This is a genomic window from Kitasatospora sp. DSM 101779, assembly GCF_025655475.1.
Lineage (GTDB): Bacteria > Actinomycetota > Actinomycetes > Streptomycetales > Streptomycetaceae > Kitasatospora.
The window spans coordinates 4,304,443-4,328,174 of sequence record NZ_JAHTIK010000001.1; the positions used below are offsets into that span (position 1 = coordinate 4,304,443).

General features: G+C 72.7%; 20 protein-coding genes. 7 read left to right on the forward strand and 13 right to left on the reverse strand.

Going from position 1 to position 23,732, the window contains the following annotated elements:
• The 5 genes from KSNIM_RS19555 to KSNIM_RS19575 form a co-directional block, all read right to left on the reverse strand.
• On the reverse strand, positions 1-1,631 hold a 1,631-nt coding region (locus KSNIM_RS19555), incomplete at its 3' end, for a spermidine synthase (protein WP_263104493.1).
• A gap of 115 nt (positions 1,632-1,746) precedes the next feature.
• Entirely contained in the window at positions 1,747-2,307 is a 561-nt protein-coding gene (locus tag KSNIM_RS19560) for a DUF2617 family protein (RefSeq protein ID WP_263104494.1), read from the reverse strand.
• A 581-nt stretch (positions 2,308-2,888) separates the two neighbouring features.
• Positions 2,889-4,049 (reverse strand): pyridoxal phosphate-dependent aminotransferase, encoded by a 1,161-nt coding sequence (locus KSNIM_RS19565; protein ID WP_263104495.1) that lies wholly within the window; start codon positions 4,047-4,049, stop codon positions 2,889-2,891.
• Between the two features lie 172 nt (positions 4,050-4,221).
• Complete coding sequence (locus tag KSNIM_RS19570) at positions 4,222-4,776, reverse strand: YbjN domain-containing protein (RefSeq protein WP_263104496.1); 555 nt, start codon at positions 4,774-4,776, stop codon at positions 4,222-4,224.
• Between the two features lie 138 nt (positions 4,777-4,914).
• Positions 4,915-5,268: a beta/gamma crystallin domain-containing protein gene (locus KSNIM_RS19575; protein WP_263104497.1), complete on the reverse strand. Its 354-nt coding sequence runs from the start codon at positions 5,266-5,268 to the stop codon at positions 4,915-4,917.
• 294 nt (positions 5,269-5,562) lie between these two features.
• Here KSNIM_RS19575 and KSNIM_RS19580 point away from each other — a divergent pair, with 294 nt between their 5' ends.
• Positions 5,563-5,850, forward strand: a complete 288-nt coding sequence (locus KSNIM_RS19580) for a multiprotein-bridging factor 1 family protein (protein WP_263104498.1) — start codon at positions 5,563-5,565, stop codon at positions 5,848-5,850.
• Positions 5,847-6,620: a hypothetical protein gene (locus KSNIM_RS19585; RefSeq protein ID WP_263104499.1), complete on the forward strand. Its 774-nt coding sequence runs from the start codon at positions 5,847-5,849 to the stop codon at positions 6,618-6,620. The genes KSNIM_RS19580 and KSNIM_RS19585 overlap by 4 nt, the downstream gene beginning before the upstream one ends.
• Before the next feature lie 122 nt (positions 6,621-6,742).
• Here KSNIM_RS19585 and clpB read toward each other — a convergent pair whose 3' ends face one another.
• Positions 6,743-9,346, reverse strand: coding sequence for an ATP-dependent chaperone ClpB (clpB, locus tag KSNIM_RS19590; RefSeq protein ID WP_263104500.1), 2,604 nt, complete (start codon positions 9,344-9,346; stop codon positions 6,743-6,745).
• A 117-nt stretch (positions 9,347-9,463) separates the two neighbouring features.
• Positions 9,464-10,378: a LysR family transcriptional regulator gene (locus KSNIM_RS19595; protein ID WP_263104501.1), complete on the reverse strand. Its 915-nt coding sequence runs from the start codon at positions 10,376-10,378 to the stop codon at positions 9,464-9,466.
• Between the two features lie 70 nt (positions 10,379-10,448).
• Here KSNIM_RS19595 and KSNIM_RS19600 point away from each other — a divergent pair, with 70 nt between their 5' ends.
• From KSNIM_RS19600 to KSNIM_RS19610, 3 genes are all read left to right on the forward strand, one after another.
• Positions 10,449-11,639, forward strand: a complete 1,191-nt coding sequence (locus KSNIM_RS19600; RefSeq protein WP_263104502.1) for a C4-dicarboxylate ABC transporter — start codon at positions 10,449-10,451, stop codon at positions 11,637-11,639.
• Between the two features lie 851 nt (positions 11,640-12,490).
• A complete protein-coding gene (locus tag KSNIM_RS19605; RefSeq protein WP_263104503.1) occupies positions 12,491-13,465 on the forward strand; it encodes a LuxR C-terminal-related transcriptional regulator in 975 nt (324 codons plus the stop codon).
• Positions 13,466-13,563: 98 nt separating this feature from the next.
• The gene (locus KSNIM_RS19610) at positions 13,564-14,544 is read left to right on the forward strand and encodes a LuxR family transcriptional regulator (RefSeq protein ID WP_263104504.1); all 981 of its coding nucleotides are present in this window, start codon (positions 13,564-13,566) and stop codon (positions 14,542-14,544) included.
• Positions 14,545-14,551: 7 nt separating this feature from the next.
• Here the strand turns inward: KSNIM_RS19610 and KSNIM_RS19615 are convergent, their stop codons facing one another.
• Positions 14,552-15,172 carry a hypothetical protein gene (locus KSNIM_RS19615; protein ID WP_030274576.1) on the reverse strand — a complete coding sequence of 207 codons (621 nt, stop codon included), beginning with the start codon at positions 15,170-15,172 and terminating at the stop codon, positions 14,552-14,554.
• Between the two features lie 401 nt (positions 15,173-15,573).
• Here KSNIM_RS19615 and KSNIM_RS19620 point away from each other — a divergent pair, with 401 nt between their 5' ends.
• A complete protein-coding gene (locus tag KSNIM_RS19620; RefSeq protein ID WP_263104505.1) occupies positions 15,574-15,711 on the forward strand; it encodes a hypothetical protein in 138 nt (45 codons plus the stop codon).
• A 53-nt stretch (positions 15,712-15,764) separates the two neighbouring features.
• Here the strand turns inward: KSNIM_RS19620 and KSNIM_RS19625 are convergent, their stop codons facing one another.
• The 5 genes from KSNIM_RS19625 to dnaK form a co-directional block, all read right to left on the reverse strand.
• Complete coding sequence (locus tag KSNIM_RS19625) at positions 15,765-16,778, reverse strand: TrmB family transcriptional regulator (RefSeq protein ID WP_263104506.1); 1,014 nt, start codon at positions 16,776-16,778, stop codon at positions 15,765-15,767.
• 210 nt (positions 16,779-16,988) lie between these two features.
• Complete coding sequence (locus KSNIM_RS19630) at positions 16,989-17,495, reverse strand: heat shock protein transcriptional repressor HspR (RefSeq protein ID WP_263104507.1); 507 nt, start codon at positions 17,493-17,495, stop codon at positions 16,989-16,991.
• Between the two features lie 4 nt (positions 17,496-17,499).
• Positions 17,500-18,642: a molecular chaperone DnaJ gene (dnaJ, locus tag KSNIM_RS19635; RefSeq protein WP_263104508.1), complete on the reverse strand. Its 1,143-nt coding sequence runs from the start codon at positions 18,640-18,642 to the stop codon at positions 17,500-17,502.
• 90 nt (positions 18,643-18,732) lie between these two features.
• The gene (gene grpE, locus KSNIM_RS19640; RefSeq protein WP_263104509.1) at positions 18,733-19,329 is read right to left on the reverse strand and encodes a nucleotide exchange factor GrpE; all 597 of its coding nucleotides are present in this window, start codon (positions 19,327-19,329) and stop codon (positions 18,733-18,735) included.
• Positions 19,326-21,164 (reverse strand): molecular chaperone DnaK, encoded by a 1,839-nt coding sequence (dnaK, locus tag KSNIM_RS19645; protein WP_263104510.1) that lies wholly within the window; start codon positions 21,162-21,164, stop codon positions 19,326-19,328. The genes grpE and dnaK overlap by 4 nt, the downstream gene beginning before the upstream one ends.
• A gap of 307 nt (positions 21,165-21,471) precedes the next feature.
• Here dnaK and KSNIM_RS19650 point away from each other — a divergent pair, with 307 nt between their 5' ends.
• The gene (locus KSNIM_RS19650) at positions 21,472-23,688 is read left to right on the forward strand and encodes a (Fe-S)-binding protein (RefSeq protein ID WP_263104511.1); all 2,217 of its coding nucleotides are present in this window, start codon (positions 21,472-21,474) and stop codon (positions 23,686-23,688) included.
• Positions 23,689-23,732: the final 44 nt, after the last annotated feature.

A 23,732-nucleotide genomic window follows, 5' to 3' on the forward strand; every position in this document is an offset into this window, starting at 1 on the left:
GAGTACGGCGCCGGCAGCCGGGCGGGGCGCCGGGCCGCGAGTCTCGCGGCGGACTCGCGGAGCCCGTCGGTGGTGAGGGCCCGCGGTGGCGGGGCGTCCCGGCCGAGGGAGAGCACGGGTTGGCCGCGGGCCGCCAGCACGAAGGCCGGGCCGGGCGCCGGGGCGGCGGCGTGCGGACAGGACGGCGGCGGTCCGGGCGGGGCCTGGTAGGCGACGGTGCGCAGGCCGTCGGCGCGCAGCGCCGCCTCGGCCGTCCACAGCCCGCGGGCGACCGGGCCGCCGCGGACGGCGAGCCGGCCGCCCGGGGCCAGCCGTCCGGCTGCCAGACCGAAGAACTCCTGGCTGTGCGCCGCCCGGCCGTCCTCGCCGCGCGGCACCGGCAGGTCGGAGACGATCACGTCGAAGGGCGGGTGCCCCGCGTGCCGGGTGCGGCGGAGCCAGGGGATCGGCTCGGCGTGCACCACCCGCACCCGGGGGTCGTCGTAGGCGTGCCCGGTGAGGGCGGCGAGGGCCGGGTCACGGCGGACGAGGGCGGTGAGCGCCGCATCCGGCTCCACCACGACGACCTCGCGGACGGCGGAGTGCCGCAGCACCTCGCGCACCGCGGGCCCGCCGCCGCCCAGCACCAGGACCCGCCCGTTGGGCGTGCCGGCGAGGGCCGGGTGGACGAGGGCCTCGCTCTCCCGGTACTCGTCGGGGCCGCAGACGGCCAGCCGCCCGCCGACGAAGAGCTCCAGCGGTCCGGTGGTGCCGGGCCCGCCGGCGAGCACGATCTCCTGGTCGCGGCCGGGCACCGTCAGGCGGACCTGCGCCCCGTACAGGGCCTGCCGGGCGGCGCGCTCGATCGCGCCGGTGAACGCGGCCGCGCAGGCCAGCACGGCGAGCACCAGTCCGCAGCCGGCCCAGAGCAGCAGCCGGGCCCGCGGCGGGGGCTCCTCGCGGAACAGCCACAGCACCACGGCCGCGCCGGCCACCGCGTTGACCGCGCCGGTGGCGAGCGCGCCGGCGGCCGGACCGAGCGCGGGCAGCAGCAGGAACGGGAAGGCCAGCCCGCCGATCAGCGCCCCCACGTAGTCGGCGGCGAACAGGTCGGCGACCGCCCGTCCGGCGTGCTCCCGGCGGATCCGCTGGACGAGCGTCATCAGCAGGGGGATCTCGGCGCCGATCAGCACCCCGATCAGGAAGGTGGTGACGGTCAGGCCGGCGGCGGCCGCCCGGTGGCCGTCCAGCCAGGCCCAGCAGGAGTACAGGGCGAGGACCGACAGCCCGCCGGTGAGTGCGAGCCCGCACTCCACCAGGGCGAAGGAGGTGGCGGGGCGGCGGGCCAGCCGTTTGGCGAGCAGTGAGCCGACGCCCATCGCGAAGACCATCACCGACAGCACGAGGGAGGTCTGGGTGACCGAGTCGCCGAGCAGGGTCTGCCCGACGGCGACGAGCTCCAGCTCGTAGACGAGGCCGCAGGCGGCGCAGACGAAGGCGGCCAGCAGCACCAGCGGCCGGGCCAGCCGGCGGCGCACGCCGGGCGGGGCGGCGCCGCCGGTCCACGGCCGGGCGACGGGCCGGACGCGGGGTGCTTCGGCGCGGCCGTCGAGGCCCGGCCGAGCGGGTGGATCCGCCGGACGGTTGATCATGCACAAACGCTAGCGACATCGACCGTCCGTGGCGGCACCCCTTGGAAGGACACCGCACCAGATGGAATTGACGGTTCGTCGGCGTTTCGCGGCTCCGCTGCTCCGTTCGCGTGAATCACCGGCCCTCGGCCGCCCCGCCGGCCCCCTGCAGCACCAGTGCGGAGCGGGTACACACCAGTCGGCCTTCCTGCGGGTAGGCGTGCCAGGTGCGCCAGAGCACCCGGTGCTCACCGCACTGAGCGACCAGGGCGGTGAAGGCGCACGGGTCGCCGGGGAAGATGCCCGCCAGGCCGTGGGGGTGCTCGGCCACCAGGGCCAGCAGTTCCTGCGCGCGGGCCGCGAAGGTGTGTGCGGACAACTCCTCGATCCGGGCCGCGAACTCGTACTCCCAGCCCGCCACCCGCTCGGCCACCCGGGCGGGCAGCGGGGTGCGGCGGCCGGGCAGGCAGGCCACCGTCTCCAGGCAGTCGCCCGGTCCGGCGGCCACCACCACCTGGTGCGAGGCCCCGAGCAGGCGCAGTTGCAGGGTGGCCGTGCCGAGCCCGGCGGCGCCGCCGGGCTCGGCGTCGAAGCTCAGCTCCCGCACGGCCAGCGCCGGCAGCGGCTCGCCGCCCAACTGCCAGGCGAGGTCGCCGGCGCGGGTGTCCGTGTACGAGGTCTGCAGTGTGGTGAGCATGCTCGGCTCCGCGTTTCAAACTCCGTAACGCGCCCGCCGTCAGCGTCCGACTCCACCGACGGGCCGGCGTTCGAGGCTGTGCGGTCCAGGACGCGGCCGACCGTGGAAGGAAGGATTCCGGCTGGAGACTCAGCAGCAGAGAAGCACGAATTCTGCGGGTCCGTCGGGGATTTACCCATCCTCGACCAGCATTCACCGTTCCGGGTGGAGCCGTCGGCGCACCCCGGTCATTCGGGGTGTCGACTCTGCGAACCGTGTTCCCATGCACCCGCGCACGCGCCGTCCGCGCCGGCGATGCGCCCCGCGTACCCGCTCGCCCGTTCGACCTCCCGGATCCACCGCTCCGTGCGGCGCAGCGGTGCGACCACTCGTCGGTCAAGGAATGGCGGAGCCTCACTCGGTACTCGTGCGGACGTTCATGCTTGTTGCCGCGGCGATCGGGCCGAGCCGCCCATCGCACCCGCGCCCTGACCGTCCGAGACGCCCGACGCGGGACTGTCGCCATCCTGCTTCGCGGCGACGAAACGCCGCCCCGCACTCGACGGGCCGGCGTGGAACGGCCCAGTGGCGTGCGCGCGCCGTCAGAGCCGCTGCAGGCGGGCGACGGCCTCCTGGAGGACCTCGTCGCGCTTGCAGAAGGTGAAGCGGACGAGGGAGCGGCCCTCGTCGGTGTTGTCGTAGAAGACGGCGTTGGGGATGGCCACCACGCCGCAGCGCTCGGGCAGGGAGCGGCAGAACTCGGCGCCGTCCTTCTCGCCGAGCGGGGTGATGTCGGTGGTGATGAAGTACGTGCCCTCGGGCCGGAACACCCGGAATCCCGCCGCTGACAGCCCCTCGGAGAGGAGCTCCCGCTTGCGCGTCAGGTCGGCGCGGAAGGTCTCGAAGTAGCTGTCCGGCAGTCGCAGCGCCTCGGCCACCGCGTACTGGAAGGGGCCGGCAGAGACGTAGGTCAGGTACTGCTTGGCGGTGCGAACGGCGGCCACCAGCTCGGGGGCGCCGGTGACCCAGCCGACCTTCCAGCCGGTGAAGGAGAAGGTCTTGCCGGCGGAGGAGATCGAGACGGTGCGCTCGCGCATGCCCGGCAGGGCGGCGATCGGGTGGTGGCCGCCGCTGAAGACCAGGTGCTCGTAGACCTCGTCGGTGACCACCAACAGGTCGTGCTCGACGGCGAGTTCGGCGATGGCGCGGAGCTCGTCGGGGTTCAGTACGAGGCCGGTCGGGTTGTGCGGGGTGTTGATCAGCAGTAGCCGGGTGCGCGGGGTGATCAGTGCGCGCAGCTCGTCCAGGTCGGGGCGGAAGGCCGGCGGGCGCAGGGTGAGCGGCACCCGGACGGCCCCGGCCATGGCGATGCAGGCGGCGTAGGAGTCGTAGAAGGGCTCGAAGGCGATCACCTCGTCGCCGGGCTCCAGCAGGGCCAGCAGCGCGGCGGCGATGGCCTCGGTGGCGCCGGCGGTGACGAGCACCTCGGTGTCCGGGTCGTGGGTCAGTCCGTAGAACCGCTGCTGGTGCTCGGCGATCGCGGTGCGCAGCTCGGGGATGCCGGGCCCGGGCGGGTACTGGTTGCCGCGGCCCTCACGCAGCGCCCGCACCGCGGCCTCGCGGACCTCCTCGGGCCCGTCGGTGTCGGGGAAGCCCTGCCCGAGGTTGATCGAGCCGGTCGCCGTGGCCAGGGCGGACATCTCCGCGAAGATCGTCGTGCCGAGGCCGGACAGGCGGCGGTTGAGCAGGGGCCGGGCTTCCATGGGATCTCCAGCGGTGTCGTCGGCGGCTGCGCCCACCGTAGTGCCCGGACCGGGCGCTTCCCAGTGGCCGTCCCGGTGGCCGATCGTGGAGCCGCCGCCGGCGCGGCCGGGAACGGGTCGGGCCCGCACCCCGGCGTACCGGGGTGCGGGCCCGACCGCGGACCTGGCGGGATCAGGCGTCCTCGCCGCCGTCCTCGGGCTTGTCGCCCTCCTCGATGTCGTCCTGCAGACCGAGGCGCTCGATCATCCACTGCTCGAAGCCGACCGAGGCCTGCGTCCAGTTCGCGGTGGTGGTCACGAAGTACTCCAGGCTCACACCGGTGCCGATGATCATCTGCGACTCGCCGATCAGGCGGACGACGCCGTCCTCGTGGGTGTGGGTGTAGACCTTCGGCCAGAGGGTCTCGCGGTTCCACTCGTCGACGAGGTCGAGGATCTCGCCCTTGCGCTCCAGCGGGTACGCACGGTCGTAGAAGGCGCGGACCGCGAAGAGCTCCTTCTGGTCGCCGCGGAACATGTAGTAGACGCGGAAGCCCTCCCAGGGAGCGGTGAGGTCGCCCTCCTCGTCGACCACGTGCTTCAGCTGCATCTGGTCCAGCAGCTGGGCCACCAGGTTCTGGTCAGGCACGATCACCGGCGGGGGGCCGGACGGGGCGCCGCCGGGCTGGCCGCCCTGCGGCGGCTGGGGCGCGCCGAACGACGGGATGGACGACGGGTCGATGCTCATGGGGTCCTCAATCTCACAGCACGGGTGGTCGGCGATGAGAGACCGCCTCCATGTCCCATCCTGCCTCATCCCGCGCCGCGGGCACAGGGGCTCCCGGCGGTGGCGGGGCGGGTCGGCGCCGGGCGGCTGCCGCCCTGGTCAGAAGATCTGCAGCCAGCGCACGGTGCCCTCGGCGCCGTTGTCGTAGTAGTGGTCGTCCTCCCAGGTCCACGGGTCGAGATGCCGGGTCACCCCGCCGTTCACGCTGGTGTAGTAGTACAGCAGGTTGTTGCCGGAGTAGACGTTGTCGACGTTGTAGATGGTCACGTCCGCGTAGCCGGCGTTGGCGAAGCACAGGTGACCCGACCACCCGTAGTTGTAGATGTTGACGAAGTCCATCCGGCCGTTGCAGCTGACCCGGTTGATCGCCGAGGCCCCGGTGGCGGGGAGGGCGAGCACGAGGGCCGCGGCGGCCGCCGCGGTGAGGGCGGCCTGCTTCCATCGGCGTGTCATGGCGGTCACCGTTCCTGTGCGGGGCCGGACGGGCCGGCCGGGCGGTCGTGGCGGACGGGAGTTTGGCAACCGGGCCGTCGGCCGGGCCAGGTGGTTGACAGGACGTTGAACGGCAGAACGACCGGTCGGTACGGACAAACCAGCCTCTTGAGTGATTCATGTCACGCTGTGGACGATCCGAACGCGTTGCCGCCCGCCACGGCGGCGGTTAGTTTGCGGTGCAACCCTCCCGGCGGTGACAAGTGCCGCCGCCGGACGTCAGGTTGGGTGCATCGACTGACGAGGAGTCGTACGGTGGGGGATTTCGGGGCGGGGGCGCCGCAGGACCGGCTGGGGACGCTGCTGCGCAGCATCCGGCTGGACCGGGGGATGACCCAGGAGGAGCTGGGGGCGGCGTCCGGCATGAGCGTGCGGTCCATCCGCGATCTGGAACGCGGGGTCTCCTGCCCGCGGATCTCGACGCTCCGGCTGCTCGCGCACACCTGGCAGCTGTCGGAGGCGCAGCGCGCCGAGCTGCACCGGCTGGCCAGGGCCAAGCGCGACGGTGCGGGAGCCGACCAGGGGAGCGGAGTGCACCGGTGAGAGCAGTCGCCGGGCGGCGGGCCGCCGCAGCGGCGGTGGTGCTGCTCGCGCTCGCCGGATGCGGCGGGGGAGGGGGCGGCACGGCCGCCCCGGCGCTCACGCCGCCCGCGCTCGGGGCGCCCACCGCCCCGCCGACGGGGCGCGAGGGGATGCTGGCCCTGCCGCTGTCGGCGTACGGCTCGGACCGCGAGCAGAACGCCCGGCGGGAGCAGGCCGTCCGCGCGCTGACCGCCGACTGCATGCACGCGGCAGGCTGGGCGGACTTCACCAGGGACGACGCGGTGGACAGCGGCGGTGAGGTCCCCGATGCGTCGGCACTGCCGGCCGGGGCTTTCGGCTACCTGCGGGCCGAGGTGGCCGCCGTCCAGGGCTTCCACGGTCCGAGCGCGGCGGCGCCGGTGCGCACGCCGAGGCCGCCGGCCTCCGAGGCGGAGGGCGCGGCGGCCCAGGAGTGCGTGAAGAAGGCGCTGGCCGCCGTCCGGCCGGCCGACTCCGCTGGTTCCGAGCTGGTGGCCGCGCTGTTCGGCCGGTCGCTGGAGGCGACCGGCCGGGACGCCCGGGTGGTCGCGGCCACCCGGGTCTGGTCGGCCTGCATAAGGACGCGGGCTTCGCCGACACCACCCCGGACGGCCTGGTCGCCCGCTACCACGGCCCCGGCCGGCCGACCGCCGAGGAACTGGCCGCGGCCACCGCGGACGAGCGCTGCACCGCGGCCGGCAACCTGGCCGGGATCTGGTTCGCGGTGCTGGCCGGCTACCAGCGGCAGCTGATCGCCGCCAACCAGGAGAGGCTGGCGGCGTACCGGAGGTCGGTCGACGAACAGGCGGTGCGGCTCACCCGGGTCGTCGGGGCCTGACCTGCGCCGGCCGGGCGGGGCCCGGCCGGCCGCACGTCACTTCACCAGCGAGGGCCGCGGTCCGACGGAGAGCCGGTCGTGCTCCTCGTCCCGGTCGACCAGCACGGTGTCGCCGTCGTGCACCCGGCCGGAGAGGATCTCCTTCGCCAGCTGGTCGCCGATCGCGGACTGCACCAGGCGGCGCAGCGGCCGGGCGCCGTAGGCCGGGTCGTAGCCGGTGAGGGCCAGCCAGTCCCGGGCGGCCGTGGTGACCTCCAGGCTGAGCCGCCGGTCGCGCAGCCGCTCGGCGAGCCGCGACACCTGCAGGTCGACGATCCGGCTGAGCTCGTCGGTGCCCAGCGGGTCGAAGACCACGATGTCGTCGAGGCGGTTCAGGAACTCCGGCTTGAACGCGGTGCGGACGGTGTCCAGGACGAGTTCCTTCTTGCGCTCGTCCGGGGTGGCCGGGTCGACCAGGAACTGGCTGCCCAGGTTCGAGGTCAGGATCAGGATCGCGTTCCGGAAGTCCACCGTGCGGCCCTGGCCGTCGGTGAGCCGGCCGTCGTCCAGCACCTGCAGCAGCACGTCGAAGACCTCCGGGTGGGCCTTCTCGACCTCGTCCAGCAGCACCACGCTGTACGGGCGGCGCCGGACGGCCTCGGTGAGCTGGCCGCCCTCCTCGTAGCCGACGTAGCCGGGCGGGGCACCGACCAACCGGGAGACCGAGTGCTTCTCGCCGTACTCGCTCATGTCGATGCGGACCATCGCCCGCTCGTCGTCGAAGAGGAAGTCGGCGAGCGCCTTGGCGAGCTCGGTCTTGCCGACGCCCGTCGGGCCGAGGAAGAGGAAGGAGCCGGTCGGGCGGTCCGGGTCGGCGATGCCGGAGCGGGTGCGGCGCACCGCGTCCGACACCGCGGCGACCGCCTCGGCCTGGCCGATCAGGCGGCGGCCGATCTCGTCCTCCATCCGCAGCAGCTTGGCGCTCTCGCCCTCCATCAGGCGGCCGGCCGGGATGCCCGTCCAGGACGCGACCACGTCGGCGACGTCGTCCGGGCCGACCTGCTCCTTGACCATGGTGGCGTTCGGCTCGTCCGCCGCGCGGTCCTGCGCCTCGGCGAGCTCGCGCTCGGCGGCCGGGATCTCGGCGTACATCAGCTTCGAGGCGCGTTCGAAGTCGCCGTCGCGCTGGGCCCGTTCGAGGGCGCCGCGGAGGTCGTCGAGGCGCTCCTTGAGCTCGCCGACCCGGTTGAGGGACTTCTTCTCCTGCTCCCACCGGGCGGTGAGCACGCTCAAGTGCTCCTGCTTGTCGGCGAGATCGCGGCGCAGCCGGGCGAGCCGGTCCACCGAGGCCGGGTCGGACTCCTTCTCCAGTGCCAGCTCCTCCATCCGCAGCCGGTCGACGGAGCGCTGGAGTTCGTCGATCTCGACGGGCGAGGAGTCGATCTCCATGCGCAGCCGGGAGGCGGCCTCGTCGACCAGGTCGATGGCCTTGTCCGGCAGGAAGCGGGCGGTGATGTAGCGGTTGGAGAGGGTGGCCGCGGCGACCAGCGCCGCGTCCGAGATCTCCACCTTGTGGTGCGCCTCGTAGCGGCCCTTGAGGCCGCGCAGGATGGCGATGGTGTCCTCGACCGAGGGCTCGCCGACCATGACCTGCTGGAAGCGGCGCTCCAGCGCAGGGTCCTTCTCGATCCGCTCGCGGTACTCGTCGAGCGTGGTCGCGCCGACCATCCGCAGCTCGCCGCGGGCGAGCATGGGCTTCAGCATGTTGCCGGCGTCCATCGCGGAGTCGCCGCCGGCGCCCGCGCCGACCATGGTGTGCAGCTCGTCGATGAAGGTGATGACCTGGCCGTCGCTGTCCTTGATGTCGTTCAGGACGGCCTTCAGCCGCTCCTCGAACTCGCCGCGGAACTTCGCGCCGGCGACCATCGCGGAGAGGTCGAGCGCGACCAGGCGCTTGCCGCGCAGCGACTCGGGCACGTCACCGGCGACGATCCGCTGGGCGAGGCCCTCGACGACGGCGGTCTTGCCCACGCCGGGCTCGCCGATCAGCACCGGGTTGTTCTTGGTGCGGCGGGACAGCACCTGGACGACCCGGCGGATCTCGGTGTCCCGGCCGATGACCGGGTCGAGCTTGCCGTCGCGGGCGGCCCTGGTGAGGTCCGTGCCGTACTTCTCCAGCGCCTTGTAGGTGCCCTCCGGGTCGGCGGAGGTGACCCGCGCGCTGCCGCGGACGTCCTTGAACGCGGCCAGCAGCGCCTTGGGGGTGGCGCCGTTCTGCTGCAGCAGGTCGGCGACCGCACCGCCCTCGGCGGCGAGGCCGACCATCAGGTGCTCGGTGGAGAGGTACTGGTCGTCCAGGTCGGTGGCGCGCTTGCCCGCCTCCTGGAGGACGGCGAGCGTGTCGCGGGCCAGCTGCGGCGCGGCGACGGTCGAGCCCTGCGCGGTGGGCAGGGCGGCGAGCTGCTGGCGGGCGGCGGCCACGACCCTCGACGGGTCCGCACCCACGGCCTCCAGCAGCGGGCGGGCGATGCCCTCCGGCTGCTCCAGCAGCGCCAGCAGGACGTGCACCGGCTTGACGTCCGGGTGTCCTGCGGCGCTGGCCTGCCGGATCGCGGCGGACAGGGCGTCCTGCGTCTTGCTGGTGAACTTGCCGGCATCCACTGGTGGCGTTCTCCTTCCGTTCGGGCATCGAGTCTGCCTCGTACAGCATCCAGTAAGTTGAGTCTATTTCGCTCAACCCTTCCCGGTCCAGTGGGTACCGGTCCTGTCACCCGCTGTTCATCCCCGCCGAGTGGGCTCCCTGGTCAGGCCCAGCAGCAGCCGCGCCGGGCCGGCCGGCCGGCGTCCGACCGGCCAGACCGCCCGCAGCGGCCGGTGCAGGTCGAGGCCCTCGACCGGCACCGCCACCAGGCGCCGGGTCGCCAGTTCCTCGACGACGGCCAGCTCGGAGAGGCAGACCGGACCGGCGCCGGTCATCGCCGCGGCCTTCAGCGCCGTCGACGAGGCCAGTTCCAGGCGGGGCGGCGCCGTCCCGCCGTGAGGGGCGAGCGCCTGGTCGAGCACCTCGCGGGTGCCCGAACCGGGCTCCCGGAGCACCAGCGGGGTGGCCGCCAGCTCGGCCGGGGCGAGCGGTCTGCGGCGGCGGGCCCACGGGTGCTCCGGCGCCACGACCACGACCAGCCGGTCGGCGGCCACCACCGCGCCGGCCAGCCCCGGCGGGGCGCTCGCCCCCTCCACGAAGCCGAGGTCGGCGTCGCCCGCCAGGACGTGCGCCGCCACGTCCGCCGAGTTGGCCGTCCGCAGGGTCACCGCGGTGTCCGGGCTCACCTCGTTCAGGGCCAGCAGCCACCCCGGCATCAGGTACTCGGCCACGGTCAGGCTCGCCACCACCACCAGTCGGGCGTCCCGGCGGCCGCGCAGCGCGTCGATCCCGGCGTCCAGCGCCTGCGCGGCCTCGACCACGTGGCGCGCCCACTCGACCACCAGCAGCCCGGCCTCGGTGGGCCGCGAGCCGCGCGGGGAGCGCTCCAGCAGGGCGACGCCGATCTGCCGCTCCATCCCGCGGATCCGGGCGCTCGCGGCGGGCTGGCTCACCCCGAGTTCGGCGGCGGCCCGTCCGACGCTGCCCAGCCGGGCGACCGCCAGCAGCAGCTCCAGGGCGCCGATGTCGGGGACCCGCGACGAGAGAGGCATAGAGCCAGGTTATGTCCTCATAGATCGCGGGCGGCTACCGATCGGCCGGCCCGCGGCGGAGGCTGCTGCCATGCCCGCCCTCACCACCACGCCGCTCCCCGCGCCCGCCCCGGCACCGCCGCCGACTGCGGCCGAGCGGCCCGCCGACCACCGGAGCCCCGACCGGACGGGCGCGCCCGCGCGGCCCGGCCTCGGCCGGCTCGGGCCGAACTGGTACGCGGCGGTCATGGGCACCGCGATCGTCGCCACCGGCGCCACCGCCGTCCCGGTGGGCCCGCCCGGGCGGGCGGGCTTCGCGGCGGCCGTCTGGCTGGTCGCCGTGGCGGCGCTGGCGGCCGTCGTGGCGGCCCGGGCGGTGCAGCTGGTCCGGCACCCCGGCACGGTCCGTGCACAGCTGCTGGACGAGCCGGCGACCGCCGTCTTCCAGGGCTGTCCGCCGATGGCGCTGCTCGCGGTCGGGCACGCCACCCTGGTGGCGGGCGCCCCGGTGCTGGGCGACCGGGCCGCGGTCGCCGCCGACCTGGTGCTGTGGTGCGCCGGCACGCTGTACGCGGTCGCCGTCGCGTCGGGCATCCCGTTCCTGATGATCACGCGGCACCGGATCCCGGCCCGCGAGGCCAATCCGACCTGGCTGCTGCCCGCGGTCGCCCCGCTGGTCGCCGCCTCCGCCGGCTCGGCGCTCGTCCCGCACCTGCCGGAGGCCTGGCGGCCGGCGCTGCTGTACGCCGGCTGCGCGTTGTTCGGCGCCGGTCTGCTCGGTGTGGCGCTGGTGCTGCCGGTGGTCTTCGCCGGTCTGCTGCACGGGCGGCTCGCCCTGGTGCTGACCCCGTCGCTCTTCCTGGTCCTCGGCCCGCTCGGCCAGTCCGCCACCGCGGCGGGCGGGCTGGCGGACGCCGCCCGCACGGCCGCCCCGGCGCTCGCCGGGCCGGCCCGGGCGCTCTCGGTCCTGTACGGGGTGGCGGTGCTCGGCTTCGCCCTGCTGTGGCTCGTCCCGGCGGCCGCCGCGAACCTGCGGGCCCGGCGGGCCGGGATGCCGTTCGCGATGACCTGGTGGGCGTTCACCTTCCCGGTGGGCACCCTGGTGACCGGGGCGGCGGTGCTGGCCCGGCACACCGGCTTCGGCGGCTTCGCCGGGCTCTCCGCTGCCCTGTACGTTCTGCTGCTCGGCGCCTGGGCGGTGGCCGCCGCACGCACCGTCTCCGCCCTCCCGGCCACCCGGCGGGCGGCGGCCCGCCCGCCGGAGCCCGCGCGGAATCGCTGAACGCCGCTCCGTGCGGTCCGTCGCGGCGCACGTCGACGGCGTGGCGGAACACATCCGGCGGCGAATTGCGGTTTCCCGTCGCGGCAATCCCGGGCGGCCGGGGCGGACGGCGGGAATCCGCCCGCAGATGCTCGGTGCACGAATCCCGCGACGGTCATTCCGAGGTATTCGGACAGGCGTCCGGAGGGCGGTGGCACGCGGTGCCACCCGACGGCTGCCGCCCAGGTCGGGGCGGCTCCGGCGGCGCCGCCGGCTTGATCGTGTGCACGATCCGGCGTCCGTCGGCCCGCTGACGCGGCAATTCCACACAGGGGGGGATCGGCCGTGTGGAGGGCTCACGGATGCCGAATGGACGTTTGGTGGGCACCGCACCCCGGCCGGACACCCGGATGTCCGGCGGACCGGAGATTCCCGTTCCGCGGCCCGGCCCGGAGACTGCAAGTTCCTGCACTTGCGGAAACCTGCAGGCGGTGGCCACTTGTGACTCGGCCGTCACGCTGTGAGGGTGGAACCACGCCAGCCGTCCGGGCAACCGCAGCCCGAGGGACGGTGACTTGCTCTTCAGTGTGGGTGGTGGTGCGTCCGTGCCGCTGCCGCGGGGGGAAGAGCGCCGGCCGGGACGCCATGTGTGGTGATGGCCCCCGGAACCGGACTCGGCGAGGCGTTGCTGCTCCGCCTCGCCGGAAGCGCCTTCGGCAACGGCGTGACATGACGGGTCCCCCGGCCGGCGCGCTCCGTGCGCGCCGGCCGGGGGACGCGTCGAAACGGGGTACCGAATCCCTCCCGATCCGAACTTGTTGAGATCATGATCCGACAACACTGAGGGGAAAGTTCGGCAGGGAGACTTCCAGGTGGCTGCGGAACCGACGGACCGGAGCTCCGGACTGCCCGACGAGGCGGGACGCGGGCTCTACCTCGCCGTGCTCGCCCAGGGCGGCCGGATTCCGCTGTCCACCGTCCCCGAGCGGGACCGCGCCGCGGTCGACCAGCTCGTCCGGCTCGGCCTGCTGGTGCCCAACCCGATCGACGGCGCCTATGTGGCGGTCAGCCCGCGCGCGGTCGGCGAACGGATCGGCTCGGAGATGCGCTCCGCCGCCGCGGACCTGCTCTGGCGGGCCGAGCGCCTCCCCGCCGACCTCGACCCGCTCACCCGGGCGTACGACTCGCTGCCCCGGCAGAGCGACGACCCGCAGCGCGCCACCTACGTCGACGGCCGAGAACGCATCCGCCACCGGATCGCCGAGCTCGTCTCCGACTGCAAGCAGGAGATGCTCACCGCCCAGCCCGGCCCCCGGCAGCCGGCCACCATCACCCTCGCCCGGCACCAGGACCTCGCCCTGGTGCAGCGCGGCGCCCGGATGCGCACCCTCTACCAGCCGCAGGTCCTCGCCGAGCCCTGGACGCTCGGCTACGCCGCCGAACTCACCGAGCAGGGTGCCGGACTGCGCGTCCTCGACGAGCCCTTCGAGCGGATGCTGATCATCGACCGGGCGGTCGCCGTCGTCCCCGCCGCCGACGACTACAGCCGCGCCGCCTTCATCTCCGACCCGGCGGCCGTCGCCTTCCTGGTCAAGACCTTCGAACGCGACTGGGCACGGGCCGACGTCGTCCAGTGGGCCGAGGTCGACGCACCCGCCGTCGCCGCCTCCGCCGCCAACCGGGTCGGCCGGCTGCTCGCCCAGGGGCTCACCCAGCGGGCCGTCGCCACCCGGCTCGGGCTCAGCGAGCGCACCGTCGCCGGGCACATCTCCCGACTGCGCGAGAAGTACGGCGCCCAGACGCTCTTCCAGCTCGGCTGGCTGATGCGGGGGAGCCGCCGTGACTGACCGGGCCCACGCGGCACCGCCGCCCCTGACATGTCCTGTGACGTTTTCCGCCCGCGGACGCTCTATCTCCATGGGACGGTCACAGCAGGGAGAGCGGCATGGCTGACGGCGGGACGGGAGCGCTCCCGAACGAGGAGGAACGGGCCCTCTACCGGGCCGTCCTGGCCCAGGGCGGCCGGGTGATGTTCCGCGACGCGCTGGCGGAGAACCCGGAGGCGGTGCTGCGGCTGGTCGAGCTGGGATTCCTGGTGCACCACGCGGAGGACGCCTCGCTCACCGCGGTGAACCCACGGACGGTCAGCGACCGGCTCAGCGCCGAACTTCGATCGGCCGGCACCCGGATGCTGATCCGGGCCGAGCAGACGCCCGGCGCACTGGAGGACCTGGCCCAGGCCTACGACGCCACCCCGCCCAGGGTCGACCGCACCGGCGAGGTCCAGCACGTCCACGGTTTCGGCCAGATCCGGCACCGCATCCTGCAACTGGAGGCGGACGCCCGCGAGGAGGGGCTGGCGCTCCAGCCCGGCGGTGCCCGCCCGGCCGGGCACCTGGCGGCCGGCCGGGACCGCGCCCGGGCCTTCCTGGCCCGCGGCGCCGCGCTGCGCACGGTCTACCACCCGGGCGCGCGGCTGGACGAGGCGACGGCCGACTACGCGGCCGAACTGACCGAGCTCGGGGCCCGGTTCCGCATCCTCGCCGAGCCCTTCACCCGGATGCTGATCTTCGACCGCCGGATCGCGGTGCTCCCTGCCGCGGCCGATAACAGCAGCGCGGCCTTCGTGGAGGACCCGGCGGTGGTGGGCTACCTGGTCGGCGTCTTCGAACGCGACTGGGAGCGCGCGGAGCGGGTGCAGTGGCGCACCGCCCCGCAGGACGGCAACGGCCTCCCGGTGCACGAGCAGGTCGGCCGGCTGCTGGCCCAGGGGCTGACCCAGCGGACGGTCGCGAGCCGGCTGGGGCTCGGCGAGCGCACCGTGGCCGCCCACATCGCCCGGCTGCGCGAGCTGTACGGTGCCGAGACGCTCTTCCAGCTGGGCTGGCAGATGCGCGCCGACGCGGCCGAGGACCGGCCGGAGTGATGCGGCGTCAGCCGGTCGCGATCCCCGGGGACCAGTAGCCGAACGAGTCGCCCTTGGACTGCCGCGGCACCGGGAACTGCTCGCCGGGGGCCGTCCAGAAGCCCTCACGCAGCGACAGCGCCATGCCGGCCCAGTCCAGCGCGGTCTCCACGGTGTGCTGCAGGGCGTCCTGCGACCAGCCGTCGTCGAAGACCAGCGGCAGCACCGGCGCGACCTGCTCGATGGTGGCGATCAGCGGGTTGTGCGTGATCGCCTCGTCCACCAGCAGCACGATCGGCTTGCGCAGCGCCGAGGCCCAGCCCAGCTCCAGGCTGACACCGGCCGACAGCGGCGCGCCGACGTAGGCGAAGACCAGGTCCGCGGTCTGCAGCGCCCGGAAGTCGGAGGGCACCCGGGGCTCGGGGGCGCGTCCGGCGACCGTCCAGGCGTCGCTGTGGTGGGCGCTGTAGACGGCCGCGCCGCTGCGCAGCAGGGTCGTCCGCAGCGTGGTCAGCCGGGTGCGACTGGCCAGCGTCACCACGCTGTCGGCCGGGCCGGTGAGCCGCATCAGCGGTGCGGCCAGGAAGACCCGTGCGCGCCGGCCCTCGGAGGCCTGGGCGGTGCGGTGGCGCAGGTAGGGCTCACTCATGTCGACTCCGGGGATTGGCCGCTGGCTGGTCTGGCGTCCTGCGAGCGATTGGCGTCCGGGCTCGCCCCGAGGCGAGTTCCGCTGTGGTGTGGTCGGGGGCGGTGCCGTCGTGGCTGCTCGGGCGCCGCGGATGTGGTGTGACCGTGCTGATCGTCCAACGTTCGTGACCGACAAGTCCACCGGCACGTGGTGTCATATGGCTGCCTGGCAGCGAGATGACGCACCCGCGGGAATGCGCCGATCGTGACACCGAGCGTGCTCTTGCGGCATGATTTGGGCCAATGTTCGAGACTTCTCTATTCACTCGGTAGGCATTCCCAGAGGAGGGATCGGTCGCAATGTCTCGTATGCGCCGGTTTGTTCGGCTTGCCGTCGTGCCAGTTGTCATGGGTGCGGCGATATTGACGGGTAGTAATCCGGCTGCGGCCGACAGCGCCTGGACACTCCGCAGCGTGCGCGCCGACCAGGCGACCGCGACGGAGACCGTGCAGGCCAGGGCGGGCTCGCTGTTGCTGCTGGACGACTCCGCCTGGACCTGACGGGCGGCGAAGGTACTGCTCCCGGGCGGGACGGGGCGCCCGGGGTCCGACCGTCAGCCGAAGTCTGCCTGGTCGGCCGGTGAATCCTTGGCCGAGCGGGCGAGCACCCAGCCGAGCTGGAAGAGCGACTCCACCTGGTAGTCCTCGCGCATCTCCGCGATGTGGCGGGCGAGCGTGCGCTCGCTGATGCCCAGACGCCGGGCGATGACGCGGTGATTGATTCCCTTGAGCATCAGATCGATGATCGTCTGCCGCAGCCGGGAAACCACCTGGGGTGGAACTGTCGGTGAGCCGTCAAAATCCAGGGCCCGACTCCAGTTCCGCTCGAAGACCTCCTCGATCAGGTAGCTGATGACGGCCTGATCGTGAATGAACGCGGCCAAGTTGAGATCGTCGACCACCGGGATCACCGCAGTGCGCCGATCGATCACGATCAATCTGGTGTAGGGCTCGTCCAGGGTTCGGACCCGCCCGCCGGCCGTGGTTATCGAGGCGACATAGTCGCGGGTGGGCGCGTGATACCGGGTGCTCGGGTGGTAGATGGTCCGAATGGTGGCGCCGCGGCGCAGGGTTTCCAGATCCCGGGCGATGACTCCGGCCAGCGCCTCCGGGGGGCGGGGGCCGCCCGGCTGGGCCGCCAGCATCTCCTCGGAGCAGCCGCTGACGAGCTGGCCCAGCCGCTGGTTTATCAGCACTTTGCCGTGGACGTATTCGATGATCCCGCCCGCCTTGCGCGGGGTGCGGAAGTCCTCGGCGAGTTCCTGGAGATCGGCCGGCAGGGCCACCGCCCGCTGGAGCAGGTCGAGCGCCTTCCGCTGCCACAGGCTGGTCAGCCGGGCGGACAGCTGCTCGGGGTCGACGGCGACCAGCACCGCCGGGTCGTCGGTGTCCGGGACGAGCAGACCGATGTCGAGCAGCTCGTCCAGGGCCTTGCTGCCCTCCGGTGCCTCCTGCTCGGGGGAGACCCGGCCGTGCGACTTCAGGACGTTGCGGTAGAGCTGGCGGGCCTCGCTCGACAGGACGCCCAGCCCGCGTGGGGTGAGGCCCGGTTCGTCGGTCTCACTCATCAGGCTCCTTGCCATCGGTCAAACCGGTGCGGCGCGGCCGGTACCGCTTCTCCGGGGATCATAGGCGCCCCGGAGCTGCGGGGAGCCCCCGCGCCGGACATTCCCACCACCCGCGCACGGCGGAGTACCGCACTGTCTCATCCGACAGCAGGCCGCCGGCACCCCCCGGGAGGAGGGAACCGGCGGCCCGGGCGGCCCCTGGGGGCCCGATCAGCGCTTGGGACGCCAGACCACCAGCGCACTGGACTGCTGGACCTGCTGGTACGGCACCAGGTCGCGGCGGTAGGACGCGTGCACCGCCGCCTCGCGCTGCTGGATGGCCGTGGCGGCACCGTCGAGGGCGTCCGCGAGCTCCGCGACCCGGGACTGGAGCGCGGCGACCTGGTTCTCCAGCTCGATGATCCGCTTGATGCCGGCCAGGTTGATGCCCTCGTCCTGGGAGAGCCGCTGGACCTCGCGCAGCTGCTGGATGTCCCGGGCCGAGTAGCGACGGCCCCGGCCGGCCGTGCGGTCGGGCGAGACCAGGCCGAGCCGGTCGTACTGCCGCAGGGTCTGCGGGTGCAGGCCGGAGAGCTCCGCGGCCACCGAGATCACGTACACCGGGGTGTCCTCGGTCAGCACGTACTGCGGAGCCGGGGTACCGCGCGGCCGGCGCGGCACCGAGCCGGGCAGGCCCTCGCCGAGGCCGGGGCCGATCGGGCTGTCGGGGGTCGTCATCTGGTCACGCTCCCTCCGCCGCCTGGAACAGGGCGGCTCGCGGGTCGTCCGAGGCGGTGGCCTCGCGGTACTGCTCCAGTGCGCTCAGCGCGTCTCCGGTGACGTGCTTGGGGACGACGACCTCGACGGTGACCAGCAGGTCGCCGCGGGTGCCGTCCTTGCGGGTGGCGCCCTTGCCCCGGGCCCGGAGGGTGAGGCCGTTGGCGCTGCCGGCCGGCAGCTTGAGCTTCACCGCGGGCCCGTTGAGGGTCGGGACCTCGATCGTCCCGCCGAGGGCCGCCTCGGGGAAGGTGACCGGCACGGTCACGGTGAGGTTGTCGGCCTTGCGGCCGAACACCGGGTGGCCGTCCACGTGCACGGTGACGTAGAGGTCGCCCGGCTGGCCGCCGCGCTCGCCCTGGGCGCCCTTGCCCTTGAGGCGGATCCGCTGGCCGTCCTGCACCCCGGCCGGGATGCGCACCTGCATCGTCCGGGCCGAGGAGGCGCGGCCGCTGCCGTGGCACACCGTGCACGGGTCGTCGACGATCATGCCGCGGCCCTTGCAGTCGCGGCACGGGTCGGAGAGCGCGAAGGCGCCCTGGCCGCGGCTGACGGTGCCCGCGCCGACACAGGTCGGGCAGACCCGCGGGGTGGTGCCGGCCTTCGCGCCGGTGCCGGCGCAGGCGCGGCAAGGGGCCTGACTGGTCATCCGCAGCGGGACGGTCGCGCCGTCCACCGCCTCGACGAACGAGAGCGTCACCTCGGTCTCGACGTCGGCGCCGCGCCGCGGCTGTGCCTGCCGGCCGCCGCGGTTGAACAGGCCGCCGAAGACGTCGCCGATCCCGCCGCCGCCCCCGCCGGAGCCGGAGAACAGGTCACCGAAGTCGAAGTTGTAGTTGCCGCCGGCGCCGCCGGGACGGAACCCGCCGTTGCCGAACAGGCTGCGGGCCTCGTCGTACTCCTTGCGGCGCTTCTCGTCCGACAGGACGTCGTACGCCTCGGAGATGTCCTTGAACCGCTCCTCGGCCTTGGCGTCACCCTTGTTGGCGTCCGGGTGGAACTCGCGGGCCAGCTTGCGGTAGGTCTTCTTGATCTCGGCCGCGGTGGCGTCCTTGGGCACTCCGAGGACCTTGTAGTAGTCCTTCTCCACGTAGTCCTTGGTGCTCATGGCTGCCGCCACCTCCCGAAATGTGTCTGAACGGCGCTGCGGAGTCGCACCCCGACGCGGTCGGCGTACGACTCCGCAGCACACAGATTGTCAGCTGTCCGCCGCACCGTCACCCTTGGCGGACTCCGGCTTGTCGGCGTCCGGGGCGGACGTGGTCTGGGTGCCCGGCTGGGGCTCCGCGACCGAGACCATCGCCGGGCGGATGATCCGCTCGCCGATCCGGTAGCCCGGCTGGAGGATCTGCACGCAGGTGTCCTCGGTGACGTCCGAGGAGTAGCTGTGCATCAGCGCCTCGTGCAGCGTCGGGTCGAAGGCCTCGCCCTCCTTGCCGAACTGCTGCAGACCCAGCTTGGCGACCACGGTCTCCAGCGACTCGGCGACCGACTTGAAGCCGCCCGTCACCTCGCCGTGCTCACGGGCCCGGCCGATGTCGTCCAGCACCGGGATCAGCGACTCCAGGATGTTGGAGACGGCGATCTCCCGGACCGTCAGACGGTCGCGCTCGACCCGCTTGCGGTAGTTCTGGTACTCGGCCTGCAGGCGCTGGAGGTCCGCGGTGCGCTCGCTCGCCTCGCGCTTGGCCGAGGCGAGCTCGTCGGCGCCCGCCACGGCCTCCTCGGCGGCCTTGAGCACGGCCTCCTCGGCGGAGTCGTCGCCGGGCTCGCCGCCCCGCGCCTTCTCCGTCATGCGGCACCGCCCTTGGGCTTCTCGTCGTCGATGATCTCGGCGTCGACCACGTCGTCCTCCTTGGCGCCGGCGGCCTCGCCGGCACCGGCCGCACCGGCGGCGTCGGCCTGCGCGTAGAGCGCGGCGCCGAGCTTCTGGGCGGTGGTGGAGACCTTCTCGGTGGCCTCGCGGATCGCCGCGATGTCCTCGCCCTTCAGCGCCTCCTTGAGCTCGCCGATGGCGGTCTCGACCTCGGTCTTGACGTCGGCGGGGAGCTTGTCGGCGTTGTCGGCGATGAACTTCTCGGTCGAGTAGACGAGCTGCTCGCCCTGGTTGCGGGTCTCCACGGCCTCGCGGCGCTTGTGGTCCTCGTCCGCGTACTGCTCGGCCTCGCGGCGCATGCGGTCGACCTCGTCCTTCGGCAGCGAGGAGCCGCCGGTGACGGTCATCTTCTGCTCCTTGCCGGTGCCGAGGTCCTTCGCGGCCACGTGCATGATGCCGTTGGCGTCGATGTCGAAGGTGACCTCGATCTGCGGCAGGCCGCGCGGCGCCGGCGGCAGGCCGGTCAGCTCGAACATGCCGAGCTTCTTGTTGTACGCCGCGATCTCGCGCTCGCCCTGGTAGACCTGGATCTGCACGGACGGCTGGTTGTCCTCGGCCGTGGTGAAGATCTCCGAGCGCTTGGTCGGGATCGTGGTGTTGCGCTCGATCAGCTTGGTCATGATGCCGCCCTTGGTCTCGATGCCGAGGGACAGCGGGGTGACGTCGAGCAGCAGGACGTCCTTGACCTCGCCCTTGAGGACACCGGCCTGGAGGGACGCGCCGATGGCGACGACCTCGTCCGGGTTGACGCCCTTGTTGGCGTCCTTGCCGCCGGTCAGCTCGCGGACGAGCTCGGCGACGGCCGGCATGCGGGTGGAGCCGCCGACGAGGACGACGTGGTCGATCTCGGACAGCGCGATGCCGGCGTCCTTGATGACGTTGTGGAACGGGTGCTTGCAGCGCTCCAGCAGGTCCGCGGTCAGCTGCTGGAACTGGGCCCGGGTGAGCTTCTCGTCCAGGTGCAGCGGGCCCTCGGCGGAGGCCGTGATGTAGGGCAGGTTGATCGAGGTCTCCGAGGAGGAGGACAGCTCGATCTTGGCCTTCTCGGCGGCCTCGCGGAGGCGCTGGACGGCCATCTTGTCCTTGGACAGGTCGACGCCGTGGCCGGCCTGGAAGGTCTTCACCAGGTGGTCGACGACGCGCTGGTCCCAGTCGTCACCACCGAGGTGGTTGTCACCGTTGGTGGCCTTCACCTCGACGACGCCGTCGCCGATCTCCAGCAGGGACACGTCGAACGTGCCACCGCCGAGGTCGAAGACCAGGATGGTCTGGTCGTCCTTGTCGAGGCCGTACGCCAGGGCGGCGGCGGTCGGCTCGTTGACGATGCGCAGGACGTTGAGACCCGCGATCTCGCCGGCCTCCTTGGTGGCCTGGCGCTCGGAGTCGTTGAAGTACGCCGGGACGGTGATGACGGCGTCGGTGACCGTCTCGCCCAGGTAGGCCTCGGCGTCGCGCTTCAGCTTCTGCAGGATGAAGGCGGAGATCTGCTGGGGGTTGAAGTCCTTGCCGTCCAGGTTGATCTTCCAGTCGGTGCCCATGTGGCGCTTGACCGACCGGATCGTCCGGTCCACGTTGGTGACCGCCTGGCGCTTGGCGACCTCACCCACCAGGACCTCGCCGTTCTTGGCGAAGGCGACGACGGACGGCGTGGTCCGAGCGCCCTCGGCGTTGGTGATGACCGTGGGCTCACCGCCCTCAAGAACACTGACGACGGAGTTCGTCGTACCGAGGTCGATGCCGACCGCGCGTGCCATCGTAGATACCTCCACGGGAGAGTTGAGCGTTACGGGCTCAAGCATGCCTGACGGTTCGGGGACCGTCAACAGCCATGAGTCGGTGTCGCTCAACTTTGCTGCGCGGTCGGCGGAAGGCGCCGGGCGGGTGGCGGTGGCCGTTCGGTGCCGCCGGATGGGTGAGTATGTCCTTAGTGACTGCCGCCATACCTTGAGCGTCTTCTGAACGAGTGCTACGGGGCGGTAGGGTCCGGGCGTTGGGTCGCTAAGTTACCGACCAGTACACTGGGGCGACCCCTAGACACCAGCCGCTGGAGACGGAGAGCCGATGCAGCTAGCAGCGATCGTCATCTCGCTGGTCACCACTGTGATCGGCACTGCGCTCGCCGCCCGGGCGGCCGCGTACATCTACAAGGTCGTCCGGGCCGGACAGGCGGACGCCACCCGCTTCGGGCAGCCCGCCCGACGGGTGAAGACCGTCGCCACCGAGTTCCTCGGGCACACCCGGATGAACCGGTGGGGCGTCGTCGGCGTCGCCCACTGGTTCGTCGCCGTCGGATTCTTCTCGCTGGTGCTCACCCTGGTGAACGCCTTCGGCCAGCTCTTCGACGCCGAGTTCGCGCTGCCGGTCATCGGTCACTGGCTGCCCTGGAACATCTTCGTCGAGCTCATCGGCACCCTCACCACGCTCGGCATCCTGGTGCTGATCGTGATCCGGCTGCTCAGCCTGCCCTCCCGGGCCGGCCGCAAGTCCCGCTTCGCCGGCTCGATCGCCTGGCAGGCCTTCTACGTCGAGTACACCATCCTCGGCATCGGCCTCTGCATCATGATGCTGCGCGGCCTGGAGGGCGCCCTGGAGGGCGTCGACTCCTACGACCCGACGTACCTGGTCTCGTACCCGATCGTCGCCGCGTTCGACGGCGTCGCCCACGGCACGCTGGTCAACCTGATCTACGTCTTCGCGATGCTGAAGATCTGCATCTCCTTCGCGTGGGCGATCACCATCGGCATCAACCCGTCCATGGGTGTGGCCTGGCACCGCTTCCTCGCCTTCTTCAACATCTACTTCAAGCGCGAGGAGGACGGCGGCACCGCGCTCGGCGCCCTGCGCCCGATGACCAGCGGCGGCCAGCCGATCGACTTCGAGGACCCGGCCGACGACGCGGTCTTCGGCGTCTCCCAGGTCGAGCACTTCTCCTGGAAGGGCATCCTCGACTTCTCCACCTGCACCGAGTGCGGCCGCTGCCAGTCGCAGTGCCCCGCCTGGAACACCGGCAAGCCGCTCTCGCCGAAGCTGCTCATCATGAGCCTGCGCGAGCACGCCTTCGCCAAGGCCCCCTACCTGCTCGCCGGCGGCGGCAAGTCCATGGAGGGCGACGAGAAGGCCACCGCCGAGCAGCTCGCCGGCGTGGCCGCGGAGGCCCTCGCCGAGGCCGAGCGTCCGCTCGTCGGCACCGCCGAGGAGGGCGGTGTCATCGACCCGGACGTGCTGTGGTCCTGCACCACCTGCGGCGCCTGCGTCGAGCAGTGCCCGGTCGACATCGAGCACATCGACCACATCGTCGACATGCGCCGCTACCAGGTCATGATCGAGAGCTCCTTCCCGACCGAGGCCGGGACGATGCTCAAGAACCTGGAGAACAAGGGCAACCCGTGGGGCATGGCCACCAAGGCCCGCCTCGACTGGGTCAAGGAGCTCAAGAAGGAGACCGGCATCGAGGTGCCGGTGATCGGCCAGGACATCGAACCCGCCGAGGTCGAGTACCTCTACTGGGTCGGCTGCGCCGGCGCCCTGGAGGACCGCGCCAAGAAGACCACCAAGGCCTTCGCCGAGCTGCTGCACACCGCGGGCGTGAAGTTCGCGATCCTCGGCAAGGAGGAGTCCTGCACCGGTGACTCCGCCCGCCGCCTCGGCAACGAGTTCCTCTTCCAGATGCTCGGCGCGCAGAACGTCGAGACGCTGAACGCCGCGCTGGAGGACGCCCCGGTCAAGCGGATCGTGGCCACCTGCCCGCACTGCTTCAACACCATCGCCAACGAGTACCCGCAGCTCGGCGGGCACTTCGAGGTCATCCACCACACCCAGCTGCTGCAGCACCTCATCGACGAGGGCAAGCTGATCCCGGTCAACCCCGTCGAGGGCCTGATCACCTACCACGACCCGTGCTACCTGGGCCGCCACAACAAGGTCTACAGCCCGCCGCGCGAGATCATGGACAAGGTCCCGGGCCTGCGCCAGCAGGAGATGCACCGCCACAAGGAACGCGGCTTCTGCTGCGGCGCCGGCGGCGCGCGGATGTGGATGGAGGAGCGGATCGGCAAGCGCATCAACACCGAGCGCGTCGACGAGGCGCTGTCCCTCAACCCGGACATCGTCTCCACCGCCTGCCCGTTCTGCCTCGTCATGCTCTCCGACTCGGTCAACGGCAAGAAGAACGAGGGCGCGGCCAAGGAGCACCTGAAGGTCGTCGACGTGGCCCAGCTGCTGCTCGACTCCGTCAAGGCGCAGCCGGTCGAGCCCGAGCCCGAGACCGTCCAGGCCTGATCCCTCCGGCATCCGTCCCGGCCCTGTACGCCCCCCACGGCGCA

Coding starts and splice junctions, on each gene's coding strand:
- KSNIM_RS19560 (WP_263104494.1), bottom strand. CDS start 2,307: ATGCTCACCACACTGCAGACCTCGTACACGGACACCCGCGCCGGCGAC.
- KSNIM_RS19565 (WP_263104495.1), bottom strand. CDS start 4,049: ATGGAAGCCCGGCCCCTGCTCAACCGCCGCCTGTCCGGCCTCGGCACG.
- KSNIM_RS19570 (WP_263104496.1), bottom strand. CDS start 4,776: ATGAGCATCGACCCGTCGTCCATCCCGTCGTTCGGCGCGCCCCAGCCG.
- KSNIM_RS19575 (WP_263104497.1), bottom strand. CDS start 5,268: ATGACACGCCGATGGAAGCAGGCCGCCCTCACCGCGGCGGCCGCCGCG.
- KSNIM_RS19595 (WP_263104501.1), bottom strand. CDS start 10,378: ATGCCTCTCTCGTCGCGGGTCCCCGACATCGGCGCCCTGGAGCTGCTG.
- KSNIM_RS19600 (WP_263104502.1), top strand. CDS start 10,449: ATGCCCGCCCTCACCACCACGCCGCTCCCCGCGCCCGCCCCGGCACCG.
- KSNIM_RS19610 (WP_263104504.1), top strand. CDS start 13,564: ATGGCTGACGGCGGGACGGGAGCGCTCCCGAACGAGGAGGAACGGGCC.
- KSNIM_RS19615 (WP_030274576.1), bottom strand. CDS start 15,172: ATGAGTGAGCCCTACCTGCGCCACCGCACCGCCCAGGCCTCCGAGGGC.
- KSNIM_RS19625 (WP_263104506.1), bottom strand. CDS start 16,778: ATGAGTGAGACCGACGAACCGGGCCTCACCCCACGCGGGCTGGGCGTC.
- KSNIM_RS19630 (WP_263104507.1), bottom strand. CDS start 17,495: ATGACGACCCCCGACAGCCCGATCGGCCCCGGCCTCGGCGAGGGCCTG.
- dnaJ (WP_263104508.1), bottom strand. CDS start 18,642: ATGAGCACCAAGGACTACGTGGAGAAGGACTACTACAAGGTCCTCGGA.
- grpE (WP_263104509.1), bottom strand. CDS start 19,329: ATGACGGAGAAGGCGCGGGGCGGCGAGCCCGGCGACGACTCCGCCGAG.
- dnaK (WP_263104510.1), bottom strand. CDS start 21,164: ATGGCACGCGCGGTCGGCATCGACCTCGGTACGACGAACTCCGTCGTC.
- KSNIM_RS19650 (WP_263104511.1), top strand. CDS start 21,472: ATGCAGCTAGCAGCGATCGTCATCTCGCTGGTCACCACTGTGATCGGC.